The sequence below is a fragment of the Nostoc piscinale CENA21 genome, from assembly GCF_001298445.1.
Taxonomy (GTDB): domain Bacteria; phylum Cyanobacteriota; class Cyanobacteriia; order Cyanobacteriales; family Nostocaceae; genus Nostoc_B; species Nostoc_B piscinale_A.
This window is the reverse complement of sequence record NZ_CP012036.1, coordinates 3,636,381-3,656,743: the sequence shown is the minus strand read 5'-3', so window position 1 is coordinate 3,656,743 and position 20,363 is coordinate 3,636,381. Positions and strand designations below refer to the sequence as shown.

Genomic DNA, 20,363 nt, shown 5'->3' with positions numbered 1-20,363 from the left:
CTGTTTTCCGGACTATTTTTATTCATAGCGTTTTAGCAACAAATGCAAAAACTCAGCAGCAGTCAAGCGCATTTTTTGGGGAGAATCTTCATTTGAAGAGTCTACCCACCAACCTTGGACATTTTGGGGCGATCGCCACATAGATAAATGGTCAACGGTTGGTTCTGCGTAAAAATTATTATGCCCACTACTGAGTAACAAAGAACTCCAATGTGTAAAATAATCGTGGCTGAGGCGATGAATGGGAAAATCCCCCCATAAAGGTACACCCCATCCATCTATAGCAATAAATGCTTTGACTTGTCCTCCCCAGATTTGCCAGTTCCAGGCGGCGGCGATCGCTCCCACAACTCCGGCACTGAAGCTAATAAATACAATAGGTGAATTTTGACGGTTTTTGCAGCGATCGCCTAAAAATTGCAAAATATGTGGGGCTGATAATGCTAAAATACCTTGCCCCGGAAACACCATAATTTTATCTCTTTTTTCGCTTAACCAGCCTGAAATAAAGTTTTCTGTGAGTTCTGGTTCATGAATTCCTGGGCAAAGGATGATCATCATTTATCTTTTATGCTCACAAGTGACAGTTGCTCTTTCTGGCGTTTTTGTTCATTAATTCAGAATTCAATTAAGTATTTTTATTTAAACAAAAAGACATAAAACATACTTAAAAATCTCACATAAAGAGAACCTATTAGTTAAATTTTTCTTGAGGATACTCGGTAATTATTTTGTCATACTCAGTATCTAGGATTAATTCTAAGTATGTCTTTTGAAGTATTGTTGTTAATTTTCTGGTTATCCTATCCCCCCGGAAGGGATAATGATTTATCATTCAGAAAAATACACGAGAGCTATTACCTAGCTCTTGACTCTGAATTTCTATTGAGGAATGTATTGTGGTTGCTACCCCAGAAAAATTGCAACACACCCATGAGCATCTACCTGGTCAAGACCGTGTAGCTGTATTATTAATGGGCTATGGTGAAGTCGAAAGCTACGAAGATTTTGCCAACTATAACGAACAGGCTTTAAATTTACTCACAGCGAAGTTTGCACCCGTTCCCACTTGGATTTATCCTCCTCTAGCAAGGCTTTTGGCGCTATTTGACCGCCATGAATGGGGCCATACACATCATGATTTTATTTCGCCACATAACGCCATATTTGAGCAGCAACGAGCGGGTATTGAACAAAATTTACAAGCGAAGTGGGGTGATCGCGTTAAAGTATTCAAAGCATTTAACTTCTGTGCGCCATTTCTGCCCAAGCAAGTTTTAGCAGAAATCCAGAGCCAAGGGTTTGATAAGCTGTTAATCTACCCCCTGTTGGTTGTTGATTCAATCTTTACTAGTGGAATTGCGATCGAGCAAGTGAATAACGCTTTAGCCGAAATCACAGCCGGAGAAGAACACTGGGTTAAAGGACAGCGTTACATTCCCTCTTTTTACAACGAACCAGCTTACATCGATTTGATGGCGCATCTGGTAGAAGAAAAAATCGATGCTGATTTAGCCGCAAATTACTTACCTTCCCAAATCGGGATTGTATTAATGAATCACGGTTGTCCGCATAAAGCCAAAGGTTTCACCTCTGGAATAACTGAAAGCCAAGCACTTTACGATTTAGTCAGAGAAAAATTGATTAACCGCTATCCGTTAATATCGGTGGGCTGGTTAAATCACGATACACCTTTAATTGAATGGACACAGCCTAACGCTGAACAAGCTGCTAAAAACCTGATTCAATTAGGTGCAAAAGTCATAGTATTTATGCCCATTGGTTTCGCTACCGAAAACCATGAAACTTTATTAGATGTCCATCACATTATTCATGCTTTAGAAAAGCAACATTCTGGTGTGGATTATGTGCAGATGGCTTGTGTTAACGACAATCCAGAATTTTTGGCAATGGCAGCAGAATGGGCAAATTCTCATATTGCCGATTTATTGTCAGAACAAGCGGTGACAGTGAATCCTCATTTAACTGAACATCATCACCATCATTGATGAAGAAGTCAGAAGCCAGAAGTCAGAATTAATAATTTCGATAGTAAGAAGGGTGGGCAAAGTTTTGTCCACCCTTCTTACGGATAATTCAAAATCCAAAGTCTAAAATCCAAAATTGCATAGCAGTCAAAGCATCTGTTAGGAACTGAGTTACTACTCAGCGAGAAGTTGCGTGCGGAGAGAACTTGCGTGCGCGGGTTCCCCGCGTTGAGCAAACTTCGGTGACTCAGCACTTTCAAGACTTAGGCATGAAGGTTAGCTTGTTCTTGCAGCCAAGCATCTACAGGCTGTCCATCTTTGCGGCGCAGTTCAATTTCTACTACCATGACTTCTTTAGAGCCAGGAGGAGCAGGTTTTTGGTGGAAAACAATATCGTAGTCTAAAGGATTTTGATTACGTTCTTTTAACCATTCCTGGACTTTGGTTGTAGCGAAAAATGATTGTCCTTGGTCAAACATCCGGGTAATTTGCATTTGCAGGGTGTAGGGATTTATGCGACCCATGTTTTACTACCTTTGTAAAGTAATTTAAAGTTAGTATCTTGTCTACTTTATGTTATACCGCCTGTTATGGAAGCAGTCAGGAGGCAACAATAGGCACTGATGTCACAATTGCGGGAAACTGAAAACAGATCCATTAATGAAGGAGAACTCAATGGGCTGGACTAAAGTTCTGGCGGCTGATGCACTTGCCCCTGGTGCGAGAGAAGTTGTGAATGTTGGTAAACGGAAAATTCTCTTGCTCAATCATGAGAATCAATTATATGCAGTAGAAAATACTTGTCCGCATTTAAAATTACCTTTGAAGAATGGCAAAATTGAAGACGGGGCGATTGTTTGTCCGTTTCACCGCAGTGCTTTTGATTTGAGTACTGGACAGGTGAATAATTGGTGTCCTTGGCCACCAGGAGTTGGTAAGGTATTGTCATTAGTTTCACAACAAAAAACACTGCCAGTTTTTCCGATACGTGTGGAAGAAGGCAGTATTTTGATTGATGTGCCTGAAAGTTAAATTAAAATTGCGATCGCATTAATTGGGCGGGCAAACTGCCCACCCTGCTTACACAAGAGAAATGTTACCTAAAATTACATGATGGTTCTGGTCAGGAAATTTTGAGAGAAAATATAAATGTAGGAAAGACAGTTAATCCCCATCAGGTTTATTGCTGAAATTAACTTTGCAAACATGGTTAATGGAGGTGTCTCATGTTTAGCGATTTTTCACTTTATGATCCTACAACTTACCTAATTGTCAAACTCTTGGTTTTGATGTTGGCATTGCTAATGTTTATGGTGGTTGCTGCGGCTCCAGTTGTTTAGAAATTAGTTAATTTAAATCTTTTTCTCCAAGCAAGTTTCCCAGAAATATATCGGTGAGATGATGCTGACCATGAGCAATTTCTTACCAATGGGTATTGTTTGTTTAACTTTATTCACAGGTTCACTGATTTCTGATAAAGTCCCTTTGGCTCAAGACTTGCAGTTGACCAATCAACCAGTGAATATTGCCAGTTTAGTAAATGGTCAATATCAATTTTGCAGTCAACCTGACCCCCAAGATTGGCGGGATGGAGCTGGAGTTTGTTTTAATTTTTCTAAAACTGGAAATCAAGTGAATGGTTATTATGGGTATCCGCACTCTGATCAATTTGTTTGTGTGCGTGGGATAGCAGATAAAAATCGTATCACAGGCGAAGGTCTAAGTATTTTGTGGGATATTCCGCAGAAAAATACAGTCGATTCTGCTGAGTTTAAGTGGGATGCAGAAGAACATTTAACACTTAGTCAGGCAAATATCCTCAATACCGTCAATGTTGACGAGGATAGTGCTACGTGGATTTTGTACCGCAAAGCTTTACTAAATCTTGAGGGATTTTACCAATACAATCGCCCCCGGATGACACCAGTATCTCAATTGTGTCAGTGGAGTTTCAACTCGTAATAGATTAACTAGCGTGTTCCCAGTCACTGAGTAACTCGTGTTCTTGCTTAGTCTTTTTGGTTTTGCAGAATGGTACTTTGGGAGAACCAATATCTACGCGTCCTAAAGACTGCTTTTTCTGCTTGGTTGATTTTTGATTTTCTGTCGTTAAAGTAGTCATTGATGATTGTTTCCGAAAAACTCAGCACTACTTTAAATCATCAATTTCAAAACAGCAAATTTCTGAAGAGGTATTATTAAGTTTATTTAGGCGATTGCAAGGTATAAAAATATTCTCTAATTCCAAATATTTGGGTATACCTATGGTTTATGCCATCTAGGTAAACTTCTAGGTATGACTATATCTTTTAGGCTACCAACTAGATGAATTTAAATCGGAATTGCGATGGTAAACTCAGTTCCGATACCTGGTTGAGAATGAACATCCATGATGCCGTTGTGTTTTTCGACAACAATTTGATGGGCAATGGATAAACCAAGTCCTGTACCTTTACCGACGGGTTTTGTCGTAAATAAAGGTTCAAACAGTCTTTGTTTGAGTCTTTCAGGAATACCGATACCATTGTCAGCAATTTTAATTATTGCCATGTGTTGGGAATTGACATCGGTGATAATTTGAATTTGTGGAATGCGATCGCTCATTTTGCCTTGGATAATTGCTTCATCAAGGGCATCAATAGCGTTAGCCAGTAGATTCATAAATACTTGATTCATCTCACCGATGTAGCAGTGAACATGAGGTAACTTACCGTAAGACCGCATCACTTCAATTGCGGGGTGATCGCCATTAGGCTTGAGGCGATGTTGTAAAATCATCAGCGTACTATCGATACCCGTATGCAAATCAGCGAGTAATTTGGTGTTGCTATCTGAACGTGAAAAACTGCGGAGTGAAGTTGAAAGATGCTGAATGCGTTCTGAACCTACCTGGATAGAACTGACAATTTTTACTAAATCTTCGACGACAAATTTCAGATCCAAGTTTTGAATAAAAGTAGAAATTTTGGTTGTTGGCTGGGGATATTCTTGTTCATAAAGTTTTAGTAGCTTGGTGATGTCAGCAATGTATTCTTGTAAAGGTGGGATGTTGTTGACTATAAAACCAATAGGATTGTTCATTTCGTGAGCAATTCCCGCGATTAACTCTCCGAGAGTTGAGAGTTTTTCTTGCTGTACCAGTTGCACTTGGGCTTTTTGTAATGCAGTGGTGCGATCGCGTACTTGTTCTTCCAAAGATTGAGTTAATTGCTGGAGTTGTAAATGCACCCGCACTCGTGCAATTACTTCTTCTTGGGCAAAGGGTTTAGGGATATAATCAACCGCACCCAGAGAAAATCCCTGAATTTTGCTTTCTGTATCAGCTAAGGCTGTGGTGAAAATAATCGGAATATTTTGCGTTACCGGGTTCGCCTTGAGACGACGACAGGTTTCAAAGCCGTCAATACCAGGCATTTGGACATCAAGTAAAATTAATTCTGGTTGGTTGCGTTCGGCTTGAGCGATCGCACTTTCGCCATCCACTGCTACACGAAAACGCCAACCCTCACCCGCTAGTGCTTCCGAAAGCACAGATAAATTGGTGGGATTATCATCCACAATCAAAATAAATCTCTTAGTTAAAACCTGATTCATGATGCTGAATTAACTAATTTGTTGTTGAATAAAAGTTTCTAAACGTTTGAGTTGGAAGTTTTTTGCTAACTGGATAATGTGATGAGTAAATTTTTGGAACTGCTGCTGAGAAGCAATTTGTTCAGCTAGTTCTAAAATGTTTTGAATATCGCCATCTTGAGTGAGTCCTAAGAATTGCTGTAAAACTTCTTTGTCAGGCAGAATAAAATTATCTAACGCATCTGAAGTCGGCGTTTTGGTTTGTTTTATATTATTTCTTTGATTGTCGTATAACCATTCTAGTTGGAGAAATTGCCGCAGTAGTTCCAGGAGTGTTTCTGCTTCTACTGGCTTAGGGAGAAAGGCATTCGCACCCATATCAATACTTTTATATTCGTCAATTGCAAAGACACTGGCAGAAGAAGCGATCGCAGGTATTTTGGCAAATTGACTAGACTGACGCAAACTTTTAATCAACTCAAACCCATCCATGACAGGCATGACTAAATCAGTAATTATCAAGTCTGGTTGATGAGTATTGATTTTTTCCCATGCTTCTTTTCCGTGAGTAGCTTCTATGACAATAAATCCTACTGGTTCTAATAAATTGACAATCACCGAGCGATTTTCCCATTTATCATCCACAATCAAAATTGTGCGTGTTTGTCCTTGATAACCGATAATAATTCCCTGTTCGACTACTCTAGAAACTTTCGCCCAATCTTTAGATTCTGGTGATTCTACCTCAAACCAAAAACTACTGCCTTTGCCAAATTCACTTTCTACTTGAATTTGACTACCCATTAACGAAATAATTTTTTGGCTGATGGCTAATCCTAATCCTGTACCTTCTATTTGGCGTTTTTGACTTCCTGCTTGTTCAAACGGTACAAATATTTTTTCGATTTGCTCAGGTGTAATACCTGTGCCAGTATCTATCACTTCAAAACGAAGTTTATAAATGATTTTTTCTTGATTATTAATAGTTTGGTTAACAACTTTGACTTTAAAGGTAACACTGCCTTGTTGAGTAAACTTAATAGCATTACCCAGTAAGTTAATTAACACTTGTCGCAAGCGTTTTTCATCAGCCCGAATACCGATGGGTAAATCTGGGTCAAGTAATAGATGAAAATCGATGACTTTTTGTTCAGCCCGGATACGACAAATTTCACTGACGCTATCGATAAATGCAGGTAAATAAAAATCAATGGGATTTAAGTCTAGTTTTCTGGCTTCGATTTTAGATAAATCTAAAATATCATTAATCAGGGTTAATAAATGAGAGCCACACTGATAAATAATCCCGACACCTTTACTTCCTTTTTCACTTAATTTTTCTGTGCGTTGGAGAATTTGTGTATAGCCAAGAATACCGTTGAGTGGTGTGCGTAATTCATGGCTCATATTAGCGAGAAATTCACTCTTGGCTTGGTTAGAGTTTTTAGCAGCTTCTTCAGCAAGGCGTAATTCTTGTTCGATACGTTTACGCTCAATAATTTCAGTTTTCAGCACTTTATTGATAGCTTCTAACTGTGCTGGACTAGGTAGTGTCAGAGCTTGTGGTATGAGATGAATTAAGGCAAAGGCTGTATATATTGAGATAATTGCTGTAAAAGCTTTTACAATTGATGAAACCCAATAATCAGGATGCCAAAGCGTCCAAATATCCATTAAATGTCCACTACCACAAGCCAAGATAAAAGCCCCAAATAATAGAAATACGCTATTAAAGGGGACATCTTGACGTTTGAAAATAAAGTAAATCAGTAACAGAGGTATGGAATAATAGGCTAAGGCGATCGTGCCATCAGAAATAATATTCAGCCATACAAGTTCGGGTTTCCAGAGATAACAATGTCCATGTGGAATAAACCCAGCCACGTACATAGAATAGGGAACAAATGCCAATATCATGCTAGAGATTGCTAGTACTGTATTAAATTACGTAAACTTAGTATTCCCAAATCTTTACTCAAGATGAACGATGGCAAACATATTTAATTTGTAAAGATTAGGATTTAGCTACCTGGCTTCTCTTGCATAATTGAGAATTGCTATGGCAAGTATTAGCTATTATTTGGCGGTTTTTATGCTATAATCAGCTACTACATTTACTTCTGAGAATTAACAACTGAAAAACCCCGCTTTGTTGGTCGAATTTTGGCTAATTCTACTTGAAAATTCACTTTATCGCTGGTGTCTCCACTCCGCGCTTCTAAATTCCAGTTTCCTGGACGCAGATACCAAAATAAATTAGTTGATTTTGTATCTATTTGTTCACCATTCAACCACCACTCAACTGATGAGGGATTTCCGGCTAGTTTAAATTCTAGTTTTTGCTGTCCTTCTGTACCTGGATAGAGTAAGTACAAATCACCATTTTGGGGCGAAACAATTCGCAAATTACTAGAGACAAAATTTGATTGCTGCTTGGCTAACCAATCATTATATTCGGGCGGTAAATTAAACTTGTCTTGAGTGTCGTAAGCAATTTTATCTTCTGGGTAAAAATACTCTTGCACAATAGAATTACAATCTGCTGTGGGGCGTAAACCGGAATCTGCACATATAGGAAGTTGAATGAACCCTTGGGGAACTGTAAACGCTGCGGGTTCTTGGTTTTCGTGCAGGTGCAACATAATGCGGTTCCACAAAGGCGCTGCACCCATCACACCGGATACTTGACGCATCGGTTCGCCGTTGAAATTTCCTACCCAAGTTGCAACAGTGTAGTCGGTGGTAAAGCCAACTGTCCAAGTATCACGGAAGTTAGAAGAAGTACCAGTTTTGACGGCGGCGGGGAAAGGCAAGTTTAAAACTGAGTCTACACCAAAAGCGGTGGCGCGGGCGTGGCGATCGCTCAACATATCAGTAATTAGTTGCCATGTTGTCGAATTTTCGATTTTAGATTTGAGATTTTGGATGGAAGAATCGTTAACAGTAGTTACAAGTGAGATACTTTGTCCTTGTCTCGCCATTGTGACGTAAGCTTGAGCGAGTTCCCATAACGTGACTTCGCCACTACCGAGAGTTAAACCCAAACCGTAATATTCTGGGGTTTGATTGAGGTGAGTAAAGCCTAGTTCACGCAGACGTGCTAAAAAACTCGGTACACCAATTTTTTTCTAATACTCGCACCGCCGGCACATTTAAAGAATTGGCTAACGCTATCCGCACCCTTACCGGGCCGAGAAAGCGTTGAGTATAATCTGTAGGGCTATAAAGTTTCGCACCAGGAATAGCATAGTGGGCGGGGACATCTGCCAAGATGGTGTTTGGGCGAATCAGTTTTTTTTTCTAACGCCAACTCATAGACAAAGGGTTTCAGGGTAGAACCTGGTTGACGCAGTGCTTGTACGCCATCGTTACGTCCGAGTTTGGTTTCGTTGAAATAGTCAGGTGAACCGACGTAAGCTAAAACTTCGCCAGTGTGGTTGTCAATTACCAAAGCTGCTGCATCGTGGACATTGTTAGCGGCGAGGGTAGAGATGACTTGTTGTGCTTGTGCTTCGACGAATTGTTGTAATGGTCGGTCGATGGTGGTAAAAATGGGAGATGTTTCTTGTTGGGTATTTGATAACTGATTTGCTAACCAAAACAAGAAATGAGGCGCGGCGATAATTCCCCGTTGACGAGACTGAAAAACCACCTTTTCTGTTTGGGTTTTGTCGGCTATTTGTTGGGTGATATAGCCATCCTGTACCATCCGGTTGAGGACGTATTTTTGACGCTGTTTGAGTCTATCCCAATGTTGTAGCGGGTCAAAGTAGGTGGGATTATTAGGGATAGCAGCCAAAAGACTCGCTTGGGCAAGATTTAACTCACTCGCTGGTGTGGAAAAATAAGTCCGGGTTGCGGCTTCTACTCCATATAGATTGCCGCCCAATGGGAGACGGTTGATATATGCAGCGAGAATTTCATCTTTATTCATTCCTGCCGCTAACCGCCAAGCTAACCAAATTTCTTGCAGTTTCCCTGAGAAGTTGCGAGATGATGGTTCTAACATCCGCGCCAACTGCATGGTAATTGTGGAAGCACCGGAGACTATTTGTTTAGCGTGAATGGCTTGGTTGATGGCGCGGATAATAGCTTTCATATCCAACGCGCCATGATGGTAGAAACTGCTATCTTCGGCGGCGATAATTGCCTTGATAAATTGGGGAGAAACTTGATTTAAGGGTACGACGGCGGTATGTTCTTGGTCACGGGTAAGGATTGTTCCTAATGGTAGCCCATTGCGATCGCTAAATTCCAAAGCCAACTTATTTTGGGCGATATCTGCGGTGTGTATAGGCGCAAAATAAGGCAGTAGCCGCACCACTAGGCATACAAATACAATAGCTAAGAAAAATTTTGACTTTTGGATGAGCCGCCTACTTAGTCTCATCGGGGACTCCCCTGTATATTAAAACTTACTTTAATTGTGGCGCGGTGACTCTTTCTTTATCAGTGATTATTTCCAAGACTTAACAATCTCTATCAATATAAATTAAGAATTGTAGTGATTTTTGGAAATAACTACACTAAATTGGTTATCCATTGTATACCGAGTTTCTCTTTAATTTTCTTCTCTGTGTAACTTTGCGTTTACCTCAGCGTACCTCTGCGTTTATTTTTATAAAACATGATTATAAAAATCATCCTCCAATTATTTATTACTCTCACATTTATATTAAGCATTACCGGCTGTAGTTTACTAGGTGTATCCTCCAACAAAGAACCATTACCCGCCGTTTCTCCTCTCACGCCACCAAAGTTACCAGACTGGATTGAACAAATTAGTCCTATTGGTGATGCTACACCTTTAAATCAGATTCGTATCCGCTTTAAGGAAGCATTAATTCCTGTCGAAAACCTTGACAGCCCAGAACAACAAAATTTATTACAAAAATTTGCTTTATGGCCGCCTTTACCCGGTCAATTTCGCTTTTTAACACCGCGTATGGTAGGCTTTCAAGCAGATAAATCCCTACCTCAAGCAACAAGATTTCAAGTTACTTTAAAAGCAGGGTTGTCAGATTTAAAAAATCACAAGTTAAATCAAGATTTGGCTTGGACTTTTAACACTGAACCTATTAAGTTGACTGATTTACCTGGGGTGAATCCTGTGGAAAAGGCAGAGATTCAACCTATAGATTTAAAACAAAAGCTGCAATTTACATCTAATGTCGAATTAAATTTAGCTTCGTTACAAGAGCATCTTAAACTTGTCCCCGAAGGTAAAAATAAAGATATCAGCTTTAATATAGATTTAGCGAAAGAAGAAAAACCAACCGAAGGTGAAGACCCGTTACAAAAGTTTGACCCTTCAATGCGTAATTGGGTTTATAATCTGATCCCGCAGCAAGGTTTAGAAAAAGCGACTAACTACCGTCTGGTATTTTCTCCCGGCATATTACCAAATTACGGTAACTTACCTACAGATAAAGAGTCGGTGAGTAAGTTGGCGACTTATTCACCTTTAGAGTTTAAAACCATCAACTTTTACGGACAGCCTGATGTTAATGGAACTTACGGAAGGTTTATTAAAGGTAGCCCGCAGTTAGAATTTAATAATATATTACTGGCAGATTCGGTTAAAGATAATATCAAAATTGACCCAGCACCAAAAGATATTTCTCGACTGTTACAAGTGCCAGATGAATCTAATTTTGTGACTCTTAATCCCTACGCTTTAGAACCTGCAACTAATTATAAAATTACTATTGGAAAAAATATTAAAGATAAATTTGGTCAGACTTTAAATAAACCTGTCACCCTAAAATATAACACTGGCGATTTGGCGGGTGATATTTGGGTTCCATCAGATTTACATATTTTTCCATCTAATCAAAATTTACAGTTAAATATTAGTACAGTTAATTTACCAGAGTCTCAATATAAAGCTGCTTATCGTGTAGTTCAACCTAGCGATTTAGTTTATTTTAATAGTGCTTCACCTAAAGGTAATGATAACGAGTTATTACCACAGCTAAATTCTTGGCAAAGCTTTAAAGTCAACTCTAAAAAAAAATCAACTTGTTGATGTCAATGTCCCATTACGAGAAAAGCTTGGTAGTCCGACAGGAATGTTAGCTTATGGAGTCCAAGCCCGCACGAATAAATATCAAGATAATGGCAAGGAATTATGGCGGGAACCTGTAACTTATGGTTTAGTACAGTTGACAAATTTGGGTGTATTTAGTCAATGGTTTCCCGACTCTGGTTTAATTCGGGTGCATCATTTGAGTGATGGTTCACCTGCGAAGGGTGCATCTGTGGAAGTTTATCAATCAAAGTTAGAGGAAAAATATCCTAGTAATGCTGTAGCTTGTGCAACAGGGAAAACTGATGATAATGGAACTTTAAGACTGCAATTTGATAATTTACAGCAGTGTTTTATAGATAATCAAAGATTTACTAAATCACCACAATTATTAGTAATTGCGCGAGAAAACCAAGATTGGGCTTTTGCGAGAACTGAAGAATATAGCGGTTCTTTTGGTTATGGTATTGATGCAGGTTGGCAAGAAGCTAAAGCAGAATCACGGGGTGTAATTTTTTCTGATAGAGACTTATATCAACCAGGGGAAAAAGCTTGGTTTACTGGTTTTACTGACTATTTACAAAATGGGACTCTTCAACAAGATAAAAACGCGATTTATCAATTAACTTTGGTTAATCCCGATGGACAGAAGACACAATTAGGTGGCAAAACCACCAATGAGTTTGGGACATTTTCTCTAGAGTTACCCATTCAGAAGACTCAAGCTTTGGGCTACTATACAATTCAGGGTAAAGGTAAGGAAGGACAAGAAATTTCAGGCGAGTTTCGCGTGGCTGAATTTAAACCACCTAATTTTAAAGTTGAACTCAATTTAGATAAAGAGTTTGCCCTAACTAACGATAAAGTGGAAGCGAAAGCCGCTAGTAATTATTTATTTGGTGCGCCTGTGGAAGCTGGGGAAGCAAAATATTTTGTCACCCGTCAACAAACTAGTTTTATTCCTAAAGGTTGGGAAGAATTTAGTTTTGGTAGACAATGGTTTTGGCCGGAAGAAAGTCCATCTTTAACCAGTGATGTTTTGCAAACCAGTGACAAGTTAGATGCAAGTGGTAAAACTAGTCAAACTGTGATGGTGGCGAAAGATTTACCTTACCCAATGACTTATCAAGTAGATGTGCAAGTTGCGGATGTTTCTAATTTATCTGTGGCTGCTTCTCAAAAGTTTACGGCTTTACCCAGTAACAAACTGATTGGAATCAAAAGCAATTTTATTGCTGATGCTGGTAAGGCTTTACCTGTGGAAATGATAGTGACTGAACCTACAGGGAAAGTAATCACAGGTCAACGGGTGCATTTAGAATTACAACAGATGAAATATAGTAGTGTGACGCAGTTAGTTGAAGGAAGTCGCACTGCGAAAAATCAAGTTGAATATAAAACAGTAGAACAAACAGATATTACTTCTGCTGAGAGTCCCCAGATATTAACTTTAACACCGCGCGAATCAGGCTCATATAGAATTAGGGCTAATTTTAGCGATACAAAAGAGGAATTAACGGCGACAGATTTGCAAATTTGGGCAACAGGAGAAACCCCAGTTTATTGGAGTTCGGAAGACCGCGATCGCCTAGAAGTTAAACTAGATAAAAAAGAGTATAAACCTGGGGAAACTGCCACAGCTTTAATTCAATCTCCCTACCCCGAAGCGGAATTATATTTTGCTGTCATTAAAGACAAACCAATTTATCAACAAGTCACAAAAGTTAAGGGAGGCGCACCCCAAATTCAGTTTCAAGTCACGCCAGAAATGTTACCCAATGCAGCAGTTGAAGCTGTATTAGTTAGACAAGGCGCACCTCTTAACCAAGTCGAACCAGGAAGTTTAGATAAATTAGTAAAAATTGGTTTTTCACCTTTTAAAGTCAACTTGCAAGATAAATATTTAAAAGTGCAAGTGACACCTTTGCAAGCATCTTTAGAACCTGGTGCAGAACAAACAATACAATTAGAACTGAAAGACAACCAAAATAACCCCACCCCAGGACAATTTACTGTCATGGTGGTGAATGAAGCGGTGTTGCAACTATCTGGTTATCGTCCGCCAAATTTGGTAGATACAGTCTACGCAGAACAGCAAATCTCTACCCGGTTCAGCGATAATCGTCCTGATGTGGTGATACAACCCCAAGATATTGCTAAACCCAAAGGTTGGGGTTATGGCGGTGGTTTTTCTGTGGGTGCAGCAAATACCCGCGTCCGCACAGATTTTCAGGCGTTGGCTTACTACAACGGTTCGGTTGTAGCTGATGCGAGTGGTAAGGCGCAGATAACCTTTAAATTACCTGATGATTTTACGACATGGCGGGTGATGGCTGTTGCTACTGATGGAAACTTGCGCTTTGGTAATGCTGACGCGACATTTATCACTACCAAACCACTGCTAACTAATGCCATCTTGCCACAGTTTGTCCGTCCAGGCGATCGCATCTTCGCGGGTTTATCCGTCACCAACACCACCGGGAATAACGGAAACCTTTCAATTAATGGTGAACTTAGCGGTACAGTCAAGTTTGCAGAAAATAACCCCACCGCGACTTCCTTACAAACCAACGCTGAACCAGCCACCAAAGCTTATCGCTTCCCGATGATTGCAGGTGGCGTTGGCGAAAGTAAAGTTAGGTTCACCACTCAACTAAATAATACAGCCGATGCTTTTGAACTGCCTTTAGAAGTCAAGCCACTAGAAATTACCGAACAAGTTGTGGAAACTGGCGTAACAGAAAAACAAGTTAAAATTCCCCTGAATGTTGATAAAAATATCTACCCGGAAGCAGGCGGTTTAGATATTCAATTGGCGAGTACGTTAATACCTGAAATTAAAGCACCCGCTAAACAAGTGTTAGAAGATGATGATTTACCCTTTGCAGAACCAGCCGCCAGTCAATTAATTATTGCTGCTAACCTGCAAACTTTAGGTAAACAATACAGTCAAACATTTACTGAATTTAATCCTAGCCAAAAAGCAAACCAAGCCATTACGCAACTGCAAAAATTACAAATAGCCGATGGTGGTTTTGCTGCTTATCCAGGACAAGAAAAATCAGATCCTTGGGTTTCTGCATACTCGGCGGAATCTTTAGTAAAAGCTAATCAAGCATTTCCTGGTTTTATTGATTCTGCAACACTCACGCGCTTGAAAAATTATCTGCAAAAGGTAGTAGCTAACCCAGGACAATATGATTTTTGTAAACAACAAATCTGTAAACATCAACTGCAATTAAATGCCTTAATTGCATTAGCAGAATTAGGAGATAAAAGCAATAGTTTCTTAGGTGATATTTACCAACAACGCAATAACTTTGATATCGTCACCCAAATCAAACTAGCGCGGTATTTATCGCAATTCCCAGAATGGCAAGATGAATCACAACAAATGTTGAACCAGTTACAACAAAATATCTATGAAACTGGACGCAACGCTGTAATTAGTTTACCCAAGAGTTGGGGATGGATGAATTCATCTACTACAGCCCAAGCCCAAGCTTTAAGATTATTTATTGCCAAACAAAGTAAACCAGAAGTAATCGATAAATTATTCCAAAGTTTATTAGGATTACGCCGCGATGGCACATGGCAAACTAACTATGATAATGCTCAAGCCTTAACAGCATTAGTAGAATATAGCCAACTCCAACCCACACCACCAAACTTTGCCACCACAGTTCAATTAGCTCGTCAAAAGTTAGATGAAAATAGGTTTAATGGTTATCAAAATCCTAACTTGCAGCTAAATGTTGTAATGAATAAATTACCCCGTGGTCGCCATGATTTAATATTGCAAAAATCAGGTAGGGGTAAATTACATTATTTAGTTGCCTATAATTATCGCTTGCAAGGCAATCAACCAGGCAGATTTAATGGTTTACGAGTCACCAGAGAAATTAGTAAAGTTGGGGAAGAAAAAGTTCTGCAAAAAACAGGGATGTATGCCGTTGATAAACCCTTAACTGTAGATAGTGGACAAGTATTTGATATTGGTTTAGAAATAATTGCAGATCATCCTGTAGACCATATAGTAATTAAAGACCCATTACCAGCAGGATTTGAAGCCGTAGACCAAAGTTTTCAAACTGCGACAGCCGCATTGCAAGCCAAAGCCGATAGTTGGCAACTTGGTTATCGCAATATTTACCGCGATCGCATTATCGCTTACGCCGACCACCTCGAACCAGGAGTTTATAGCCTACATTACCTAGTCCGTTCTGTAACTGCCGGTACATATACATGGCCTGGCGCAGAAGCTCATTTACAATATGCACCAGAAGAATTTGGTCGTTCTGCTGAGTCTACAATTGTGCTTGAGGATAAGCGTTGATTTTTAGATGCAGAGTTCTTCTCTCTGCGTTCTCTGTGTCTCTGTGGTACCCTTCGGGAAGCCGCTTCGCGTCTACGTTAAACAAATCGCTGCACAAACGCAGCATATTCCGGCGACTTCAACCCCTCTTGTACCACCTCCAAAACTCGCGCCATTTGATTATTTAACAGCGCCTCCACTGCCAACCACAACCCCGGAAACACCTGAGAACGAATAATGCCATCTGCACCAGGAGCTAGCAATTGATACTCACCATCAACTAAGCGAAACCATTCCAATTTATTCTCGTAGGATTGCCAGATTACATACTCCAACACCCCATTCCGGCGATAAACTTGCTTTTTAATGCCAGTATCAATTGAGACGCTACTAGCAGCAATTTCCACAATCAATTCGGGAGAACCTTCAATATAACCGTCACGGCTTAATCGAGTTTGTCCACCCGCCGCAGGTTCAATAAACAGCACTGCATCTGGTTGGGGTTCATTATCTAAATCTAATCTGACTGTTGGTTCTACACTCAAATCAACGCCAGGAGTCAATGCTTGATAAACTCCTAACCAAGTTATAACTCGACTGTGGGGTTTACCATGCTGTTCATGTCTTAAGGGAGAGGCCACGTAAACAATTCCTTCAATCAGTTCTGCTTTTCTGATATGGGTTGCAGCTTCATAACGGCGTTCAAATTCAGGACGAGTTAAGCGATCGCCACTTTCCAAGGGAGGTATTGCTTGTGTTTTCACCATTTGGCAATCTGGGAATTTGCTAGATACTTCTCACTTTAGCAAACCGTAGTTATTGACAACTCTAAACTAGATCAAGATGCAAAATCATGAAATAATTTTAATATTCTTTGCCGCACTCGTTCTTTAACTCCTTCATCCTCACCCGCTAACCCATCAAATAACATTTCATATATTAACGGTACACCCAACTCTAACTCTTCTAATAAAGAACGCTGATTAAAGACATCTTGCGGTTCACCTTCTAAAATTAGGTTTCCTTTATCCATCACAAAAACCCAATCTGCCCAACGATATACCAAATCTAAATCGTGGGTTGCCATCATTAAAGTTGTGCCATTTCGATGAATTCTTTGCAGAGTTTTAATCAAATTCCGCGTATGTTTCACATCCAAATAAGCTGTCGGTTCATCTAACAATAATAGTTCAGGATTCAATACCATCACATCTGCTATGGAAACTCGCTTCTTCTGCCCTAAACTTAAATGATGTACTGGTCTTTCTGCTAAAGCTGTCAACCCAAATTCTAGTAATACCTGTTCTACTCGTGCTTGAATTTCTGCAACTGGCAAGTCTAAATTACACAAGCCATAAGATATATCTTCCTCTACAGTAGAAGCCACTAGTTGCTGTTCGGGGTCTTGAAAGATTAGCCCGACTTGTTGGCGCAATTTACCCAGATAATTGCGATGATAATTTAACGCTTCTCCGCGCCACCGCACAACGCCAGAATCAGGTTTATATAAACCATTAGCTAATAAAAATAGTGTGGTTTTACCACAACCATTCTGCCCAATTAACGCACATCTTTTACCTAATGGAACTTTTAAGTTAAGACCATTTAAAGCTGATTGTTGTGCGCCAGAATAAGTGTAATAGACTTGCTCAAATTCTAATAAATATTCCTGCATTCCGCCAAAATTCCAATCCTATTAAACCAATACAGCCGCAAACTGCTTCGATGATATATCTGTTTTGGGGATGATAGCGGCGAGGATGCCAAACTTTAAATTCACCGACAAAACCCCGCGCTTCTAAACCCAGAGAAAACTGACTATATGCTTGTAAAGTACGCTGTAAAAGTTGTCCAATTAATATGGCTAAACTTTTCATCCAACTGTGCCAAGTGCGATAGCCACCACGGGAATTCTGCGCTGTCCATATTTCATTAGTTGTATTCAGCAAAATGAAAATAAACCGATACATCAGTAATAACAAATCAGTTAACAGCACCGGAAATCGCAAGTAACGCAAAGTTTGTAATATTTCCGTAAATGGCACAGTTAACATGAGAAAATATAAGCAAGAAACTGAGGCTAAAGCTCTGGTGAAGATTGACCATGCTTGCAGGCTGCCATGATGACTAACATAAATATAGAATTGCCCAAAAGTTAGCCCATATAAAGCATCTAACTGCACTTTTGGCAAATCATGAATTGACACCCCATTCATCATCAAAGCTGGTAAACTTGTCAAACAAAAAACGATGGTAAATAATAACAAGCGAAAATAAATACCAGCCGGAATTTTGGCATAAACAATTGTCCAAACAGCCATCCAAATTGCTATTAAAATCTGCACTAGTGGATGAGTAGCTAAGGCAATTGCCAGAGTAGTCAAGGCAAAAATTAGTTTATGCTCTGGTGGTAATTTTCGCAGCCGATTAGTATAAGCTAACGTATCTAATTGCAAACTCATTCTTCATGCTTTTGTTGTTGGGAACGGCCTTTATATAAGCCAATTGCGTAACCAATTACTCCCGCACCCAAAGCCGCTTGCGACGCAAATAATAAGCTTGCTATTTCACCACTAGCTGGTTCAAAAATTGATTTAAACCAAGGTTTATATTCTGGTTGTATCTCACTTATAGCTTCTTGTGCTTTGCTATCAGCACCTCCAAATTCTGCACCACGGACAAAAATTAATGGTGCAACAGCTAAAGCTAATACAGCTAATACTAATAACCAGTTACTCAACCCTTTTTTAGACTGATTCATTTCCTTGGGGTTCCCGTTTGATTAATTTCAGTAATTCTAATTCTTGAGGATTATAAGATTGCAACCAGTTCCACACTAATACAGTTAGCAATCCTTCACTAATTGCAAGAGGAACTTGCGTTAAGGCAAAAATGCCGGCAAATTTGGTGAATGAAGCAATGAAACCACCAACAGGTGCAGGAAAAGCTAAGGCGAGTTGAATAGAAGTAATGATGTAGGTGAGTAAATCTGAGATGGCGGCGGCGAGAAATATGGCGATTTTTGCTTTACCACCTAGCTTAATTGTGAAATTATATATCCAGTAAGCGGCAAATGGCCCAGCGATCGCCATCGAAAACGCATTTGCACCCAGTGTCGTCAAACCGCCATGTGCTAATAACAAAGCTTGAAATAACAATACTAAGCTACCCAAAACCGACATAGTTAAGGGGCCAAACAACACCGCACCTAACCCTGTGCCGGTAGGATGAGAACAACTACCTGTAACCGAAGGGATTTTCAACGCTGAAAGTACAAAAGTAAACGCACCCGCCAAGCCCAGTAATAGTTTAAGCTGGGGGTTAGCTTGGGTAATGCGCGTCAAACTCCGTAACCCTAAAAGAAAAAATGGTAATGCGACAACCCACCAAAAAATTGCCCACTGCACAGGTAAAAAACCTTCCATAATGTGCATTGCGTAGGCGGGTTTGGGTAAACCAACTACTAAATAAAAACTAATTACTGCCATCAGGCATAGACTAGCTAAAGCCTGCTGTTTTCTGTTCATAATCTGTACCTCGCAGATTTATGTAAATATATTCAGTTATATCGGCGGGCATCCTGACTCACCCAATTATTGGTTCACAGTTGCGGGACAGTGCCGGATTCTCACCGAACTTTCCCCCTTACGTCTAATGGCTGCTCCCCATCAGAACCGATCTCAGTAAATATATCACTATTTTTAATGTTGGCACTTCCATCAAAGCCGCATCTATTTCAAAAATCAAATATAGTATCATCCATCAGAGTTAGGTGAGGTTGAATGCAGAAATTAACAAAACAGGTGGTACTTTGGCTAAGTGCAACTATGATGGTTTTGGGTTTGGTAAGTTGCGATAAATTCTTTGGTGCTTCTGGGGACTTGGTAGAACGAGTGAGTGATGGGGATACTTTAGCTGTCAAAGATGCAAAAGGAAATAAATTCAATGTGCGCTTTGCTTGTGTGGATGCGCCAGAAGTACCTCATTCCCAAAAAGAAAGGAACAGTAACCGCGTCACTGATCGCAATCAATTTGACTGGGGTGCCAAAGCACAAGCACGCTTACAACAATTAGTAAAACAATCAGGCGATCGCGTGATGTTGACGATTACAGATAGCGATCGCTATGGCAGAAAGGTGGCAGAAGTCCGCTTAAAAGACGGTACTTTTGTCCAAGAAATTTTATTAAAAGAAGGTTTAGCTAAAGTTTATCGCCCTTATTTAAACAAATGTCCGAGTAAAGATTTAGTTCAAAAAGCGGAAGCACAAGCACAACAGCAAAAACTAGGTGTTTGGAGTGATAGCAAATTCACCAACCCTTGGGAATATCGCAGTCTTGTAAAAGGAGGCAGGAGGCAGGAGGTAAAATTTTAATGTTGCTGTTTAAAAGATACTCATCCATCTGCGTCTTAGAATGAAAAAACTTTCACACTTCATACTTCCTCTTCCAGAATGAAAAA

Annotated in this window: 14 protein-coding genes, 2 pseudogenes and 1 riboswitch; of the genes and pseudogenes, 5 read left to right on the top strand and 11 right to left on the bottom strand. The window is 39.8% G+C overall.

Features of this window, described 5'->3' with window-relative positions; all coding sequences use genetic code 11:
• Window positions 1-18 precede the first annotated feature (18 nt).
• Window positions 19-561 (bottom strand): hypothetical protein, encoded by a 543-nt coding sequence (locus tag ACX27_RS15695; RefSeq protein WP_062294225.1) that lies wholly within the window; start codon window positions 559-561, stop codon window positions 19-21.
• Window positions 562-899: 338 nt separating this feature from the next.
• Between ACX27_RS15695 and ACX27_RS15690 the strand changes: the two genes are divergently transcribed.
• Window positions 900-2,009 (top strand): ferrochelatase, encoded by a 1,110-nt coding sequence (locus ACX27_RS15690; RefSeq protein WP_062294223.1) that lies wholly within the window; start codon window positions 900-902, stop codon window positions 2,007-2,009.
• Window positions 2,010-2,251: 242 nt separating this feature from the next.
• On the opposite strand, the gene ACX27_RS15685 is transcribed toward ACX27_RS15690, so the two are convergent.
• Window positions 2,252-2,512, bottom strand: coding sequence for a hypothetical protein (locus ACX27_RS15685; protein WP_062294221.1), 261 nt, complete (start codon window positions 2,510-2,512; stop codon window positions 2,252-2,254).
• Window positions 2,513-2,663: 151 nt separating this feature from the next.
• Here ACX27_RS15685 and ACX27_RS15680 point away from each other — a divergent pair, with 151 nt between their 5' ends.
• Window positions 2,664-3,020: a Rieske (2Fe-2S) protein gene (locus ACX27_RS15680; protein WP_062294219.1), complete on the top strand. Its 357-nt coding sequence runs from the start codon at window positions 2,664-2,666 to the stop codon at window positions 3,018-3,020.
• A 378-nt stretch (window positions 3,021-3,398) separates the two neighbouring features.
• A complete protein-coding gene (locus ACX27_RS15675; RefSeq protein WP_235526229.1) occupies window positions 3,399-3,950 on the top strand; it encodes a hypothetical protein in 552 nt (183 codons plus the stop codon).
• Window positions 3,951-3,954: 4 nt separating this feature from the next.
• Here the strand turns inward: ACX27_RS15675 and ACX27_RS32885 are convergent, their stop codons facing one another.
• The 4 genes and pseudogenes from ACX27_RS32885 to pbpC all read right to left on the bottom strand — a co-directional run bounded on the left by ACX27_RS32885 (window position 3,955) and on the right by pbpC (window position 9,951).
• A complete protein-coding gene (locus tag ACX27_RS32885) occupies window positions 3,955-4,110 on the bottom strand; it encodes a hypothetical protein (protein WP_200929810.1) in 156 nt (51 codons plus the stop codon).
• A gap of 209 nt (window positions 4,111-4,319) precedes the next feature.
• On the bottom strand, window positions 4,320-5,582 hold the full coding sequence (locus tag ACX27_RS15670) for a sensor histidine kinase (protein WP_062294214.1): 1,263 nt from the start codon (window positions 5,580-5,582) through the stop codon (window positions 4,320-4,322).
• Window positions 5,583-5,591: 9 nt separating this feature from the next.
• Window positions 5,592-7,478, bottom strand: coding sequence for an ATP-binding protein (locus tag ACX27_RS15665; protein WP_083468753.1), 1,887 nt, complete (start codon window positions 7,476-7,478; stop codon window positions 5,592-5,594).
• 197 nt (window positions 7,479-7,675) lie between these two features.
• Window positions 7,676-9,951, bottom strand: a pseudogene (gene pbpC, locus ACX27_RS15660) (penicillin-binding protein 1C).
• 237 nt (window positions 9,952-10,188) lie between these two features.
• Here pbpC and ACX27_RS15655 point away from each other — a divergent pair.
• Window positions 10,189-15,925: pseudogene (locus ACX27_RS15655) on the top strand (alpha-2-macroglobulin family protein).
• Between the two features lie 77 nt (window positions 15,926-16,002).
• Here ACX27_RS15655 and ACX27_RS15650 read toward each other — a convergent pair.
• From ACX27_RS15650 to ACX27_RS15630, 5 genes are all read right to left on the bottom strand, one after another.
• Window positions 16,003-16,671, bottom strand: coding sequence for a Uma2 family endonuclease (locus ACX27_RS15650; protein ID WP_062294212.1), 669 nt, complete (start codon window positions 16,669-16,671; stop codon window positions 16,003-16,005).
• Window positions 16,672-16,742: 71 nt separating this feature from the next.
• Complete coding sequence (locus ACX27_RS15645; RefSeq protein ID WP_062294209.1) at window positions 16,743-17,579, bottom strand: energy-coupling factor ABC transporter ATP-binding protein; 837 nt, start codon at window positions 17,577-17,579, stop codon at window positions 16,743-16,745.
• Window positions 17,554-18,366 carry a cobalt ECF transporter T component CbiQ gene (gene cbiQ / locus ACX27_RS15640; RefSeq protein ID WP_062298371.1) on the bottom strand — a complete coding sequence of 271 codons (813 nt, stop codon included), beginning with the start codon at window positions 18,364-18,366 and terminating at the stop codon, window positions 17,554-17,556. The genes ACX27_RS15645 and cbiQ overlap by 26 nt, the downstream gene beginning before the upstream one ends.
• Complete coding sequence (locus ACX27_RS15635) at window positions 18,363-18,665, bottom strand: energy-coupling factor ABC transporter substrate-binding protein (RefSeq protein ID WP_062294207.1); 303 nt, start codon at window positions 18,663-18,665, stop codon at window positions 18,363-18,365. The genes cbiQ and ACX27_RS15635 overlap by 4 nt, the downstream gene beginning before the upstream one ends.
• Entirely contained in the window at window positions 18,652-19,431 is a 780-nt protein-coding gene (locus tag ACX27_RS15630; protein WP_062294205.1) for an energy-coupling factor ABC transporter permease, read from the bottom strand. The genes ACX27_RS15635 and ACX27_RS15630 overlap by 14 nt, the downstream gene beginning before the upstream one ends.
• A 26-nt stretch (window positions 19,432-19,457) precedes the next feature.
• Window positions 19,458-19,598, bottom strand: a riboswitch (cobalamin riboswitch).
• An 88-nt stretch (window positions 19,599-19,686) separates the two neighbouring features.
• On the opposite strand from ACX27_RS15630, the gene ACX27_RS15625 reads away from it, so the two are divergent.
• Window positions 19,687-20,277, top strand: a complete 591-nt coding sequence (locus tag ACX27_RS15625; protein ID WP_062294203.1) for a thermonuclease family protein — start codon at window positions 19,687-19,689, stop codon at window positions 20,275-20,277.
• Window positions 20,278-20,363 lie beyond the last annotated feature (86 nt).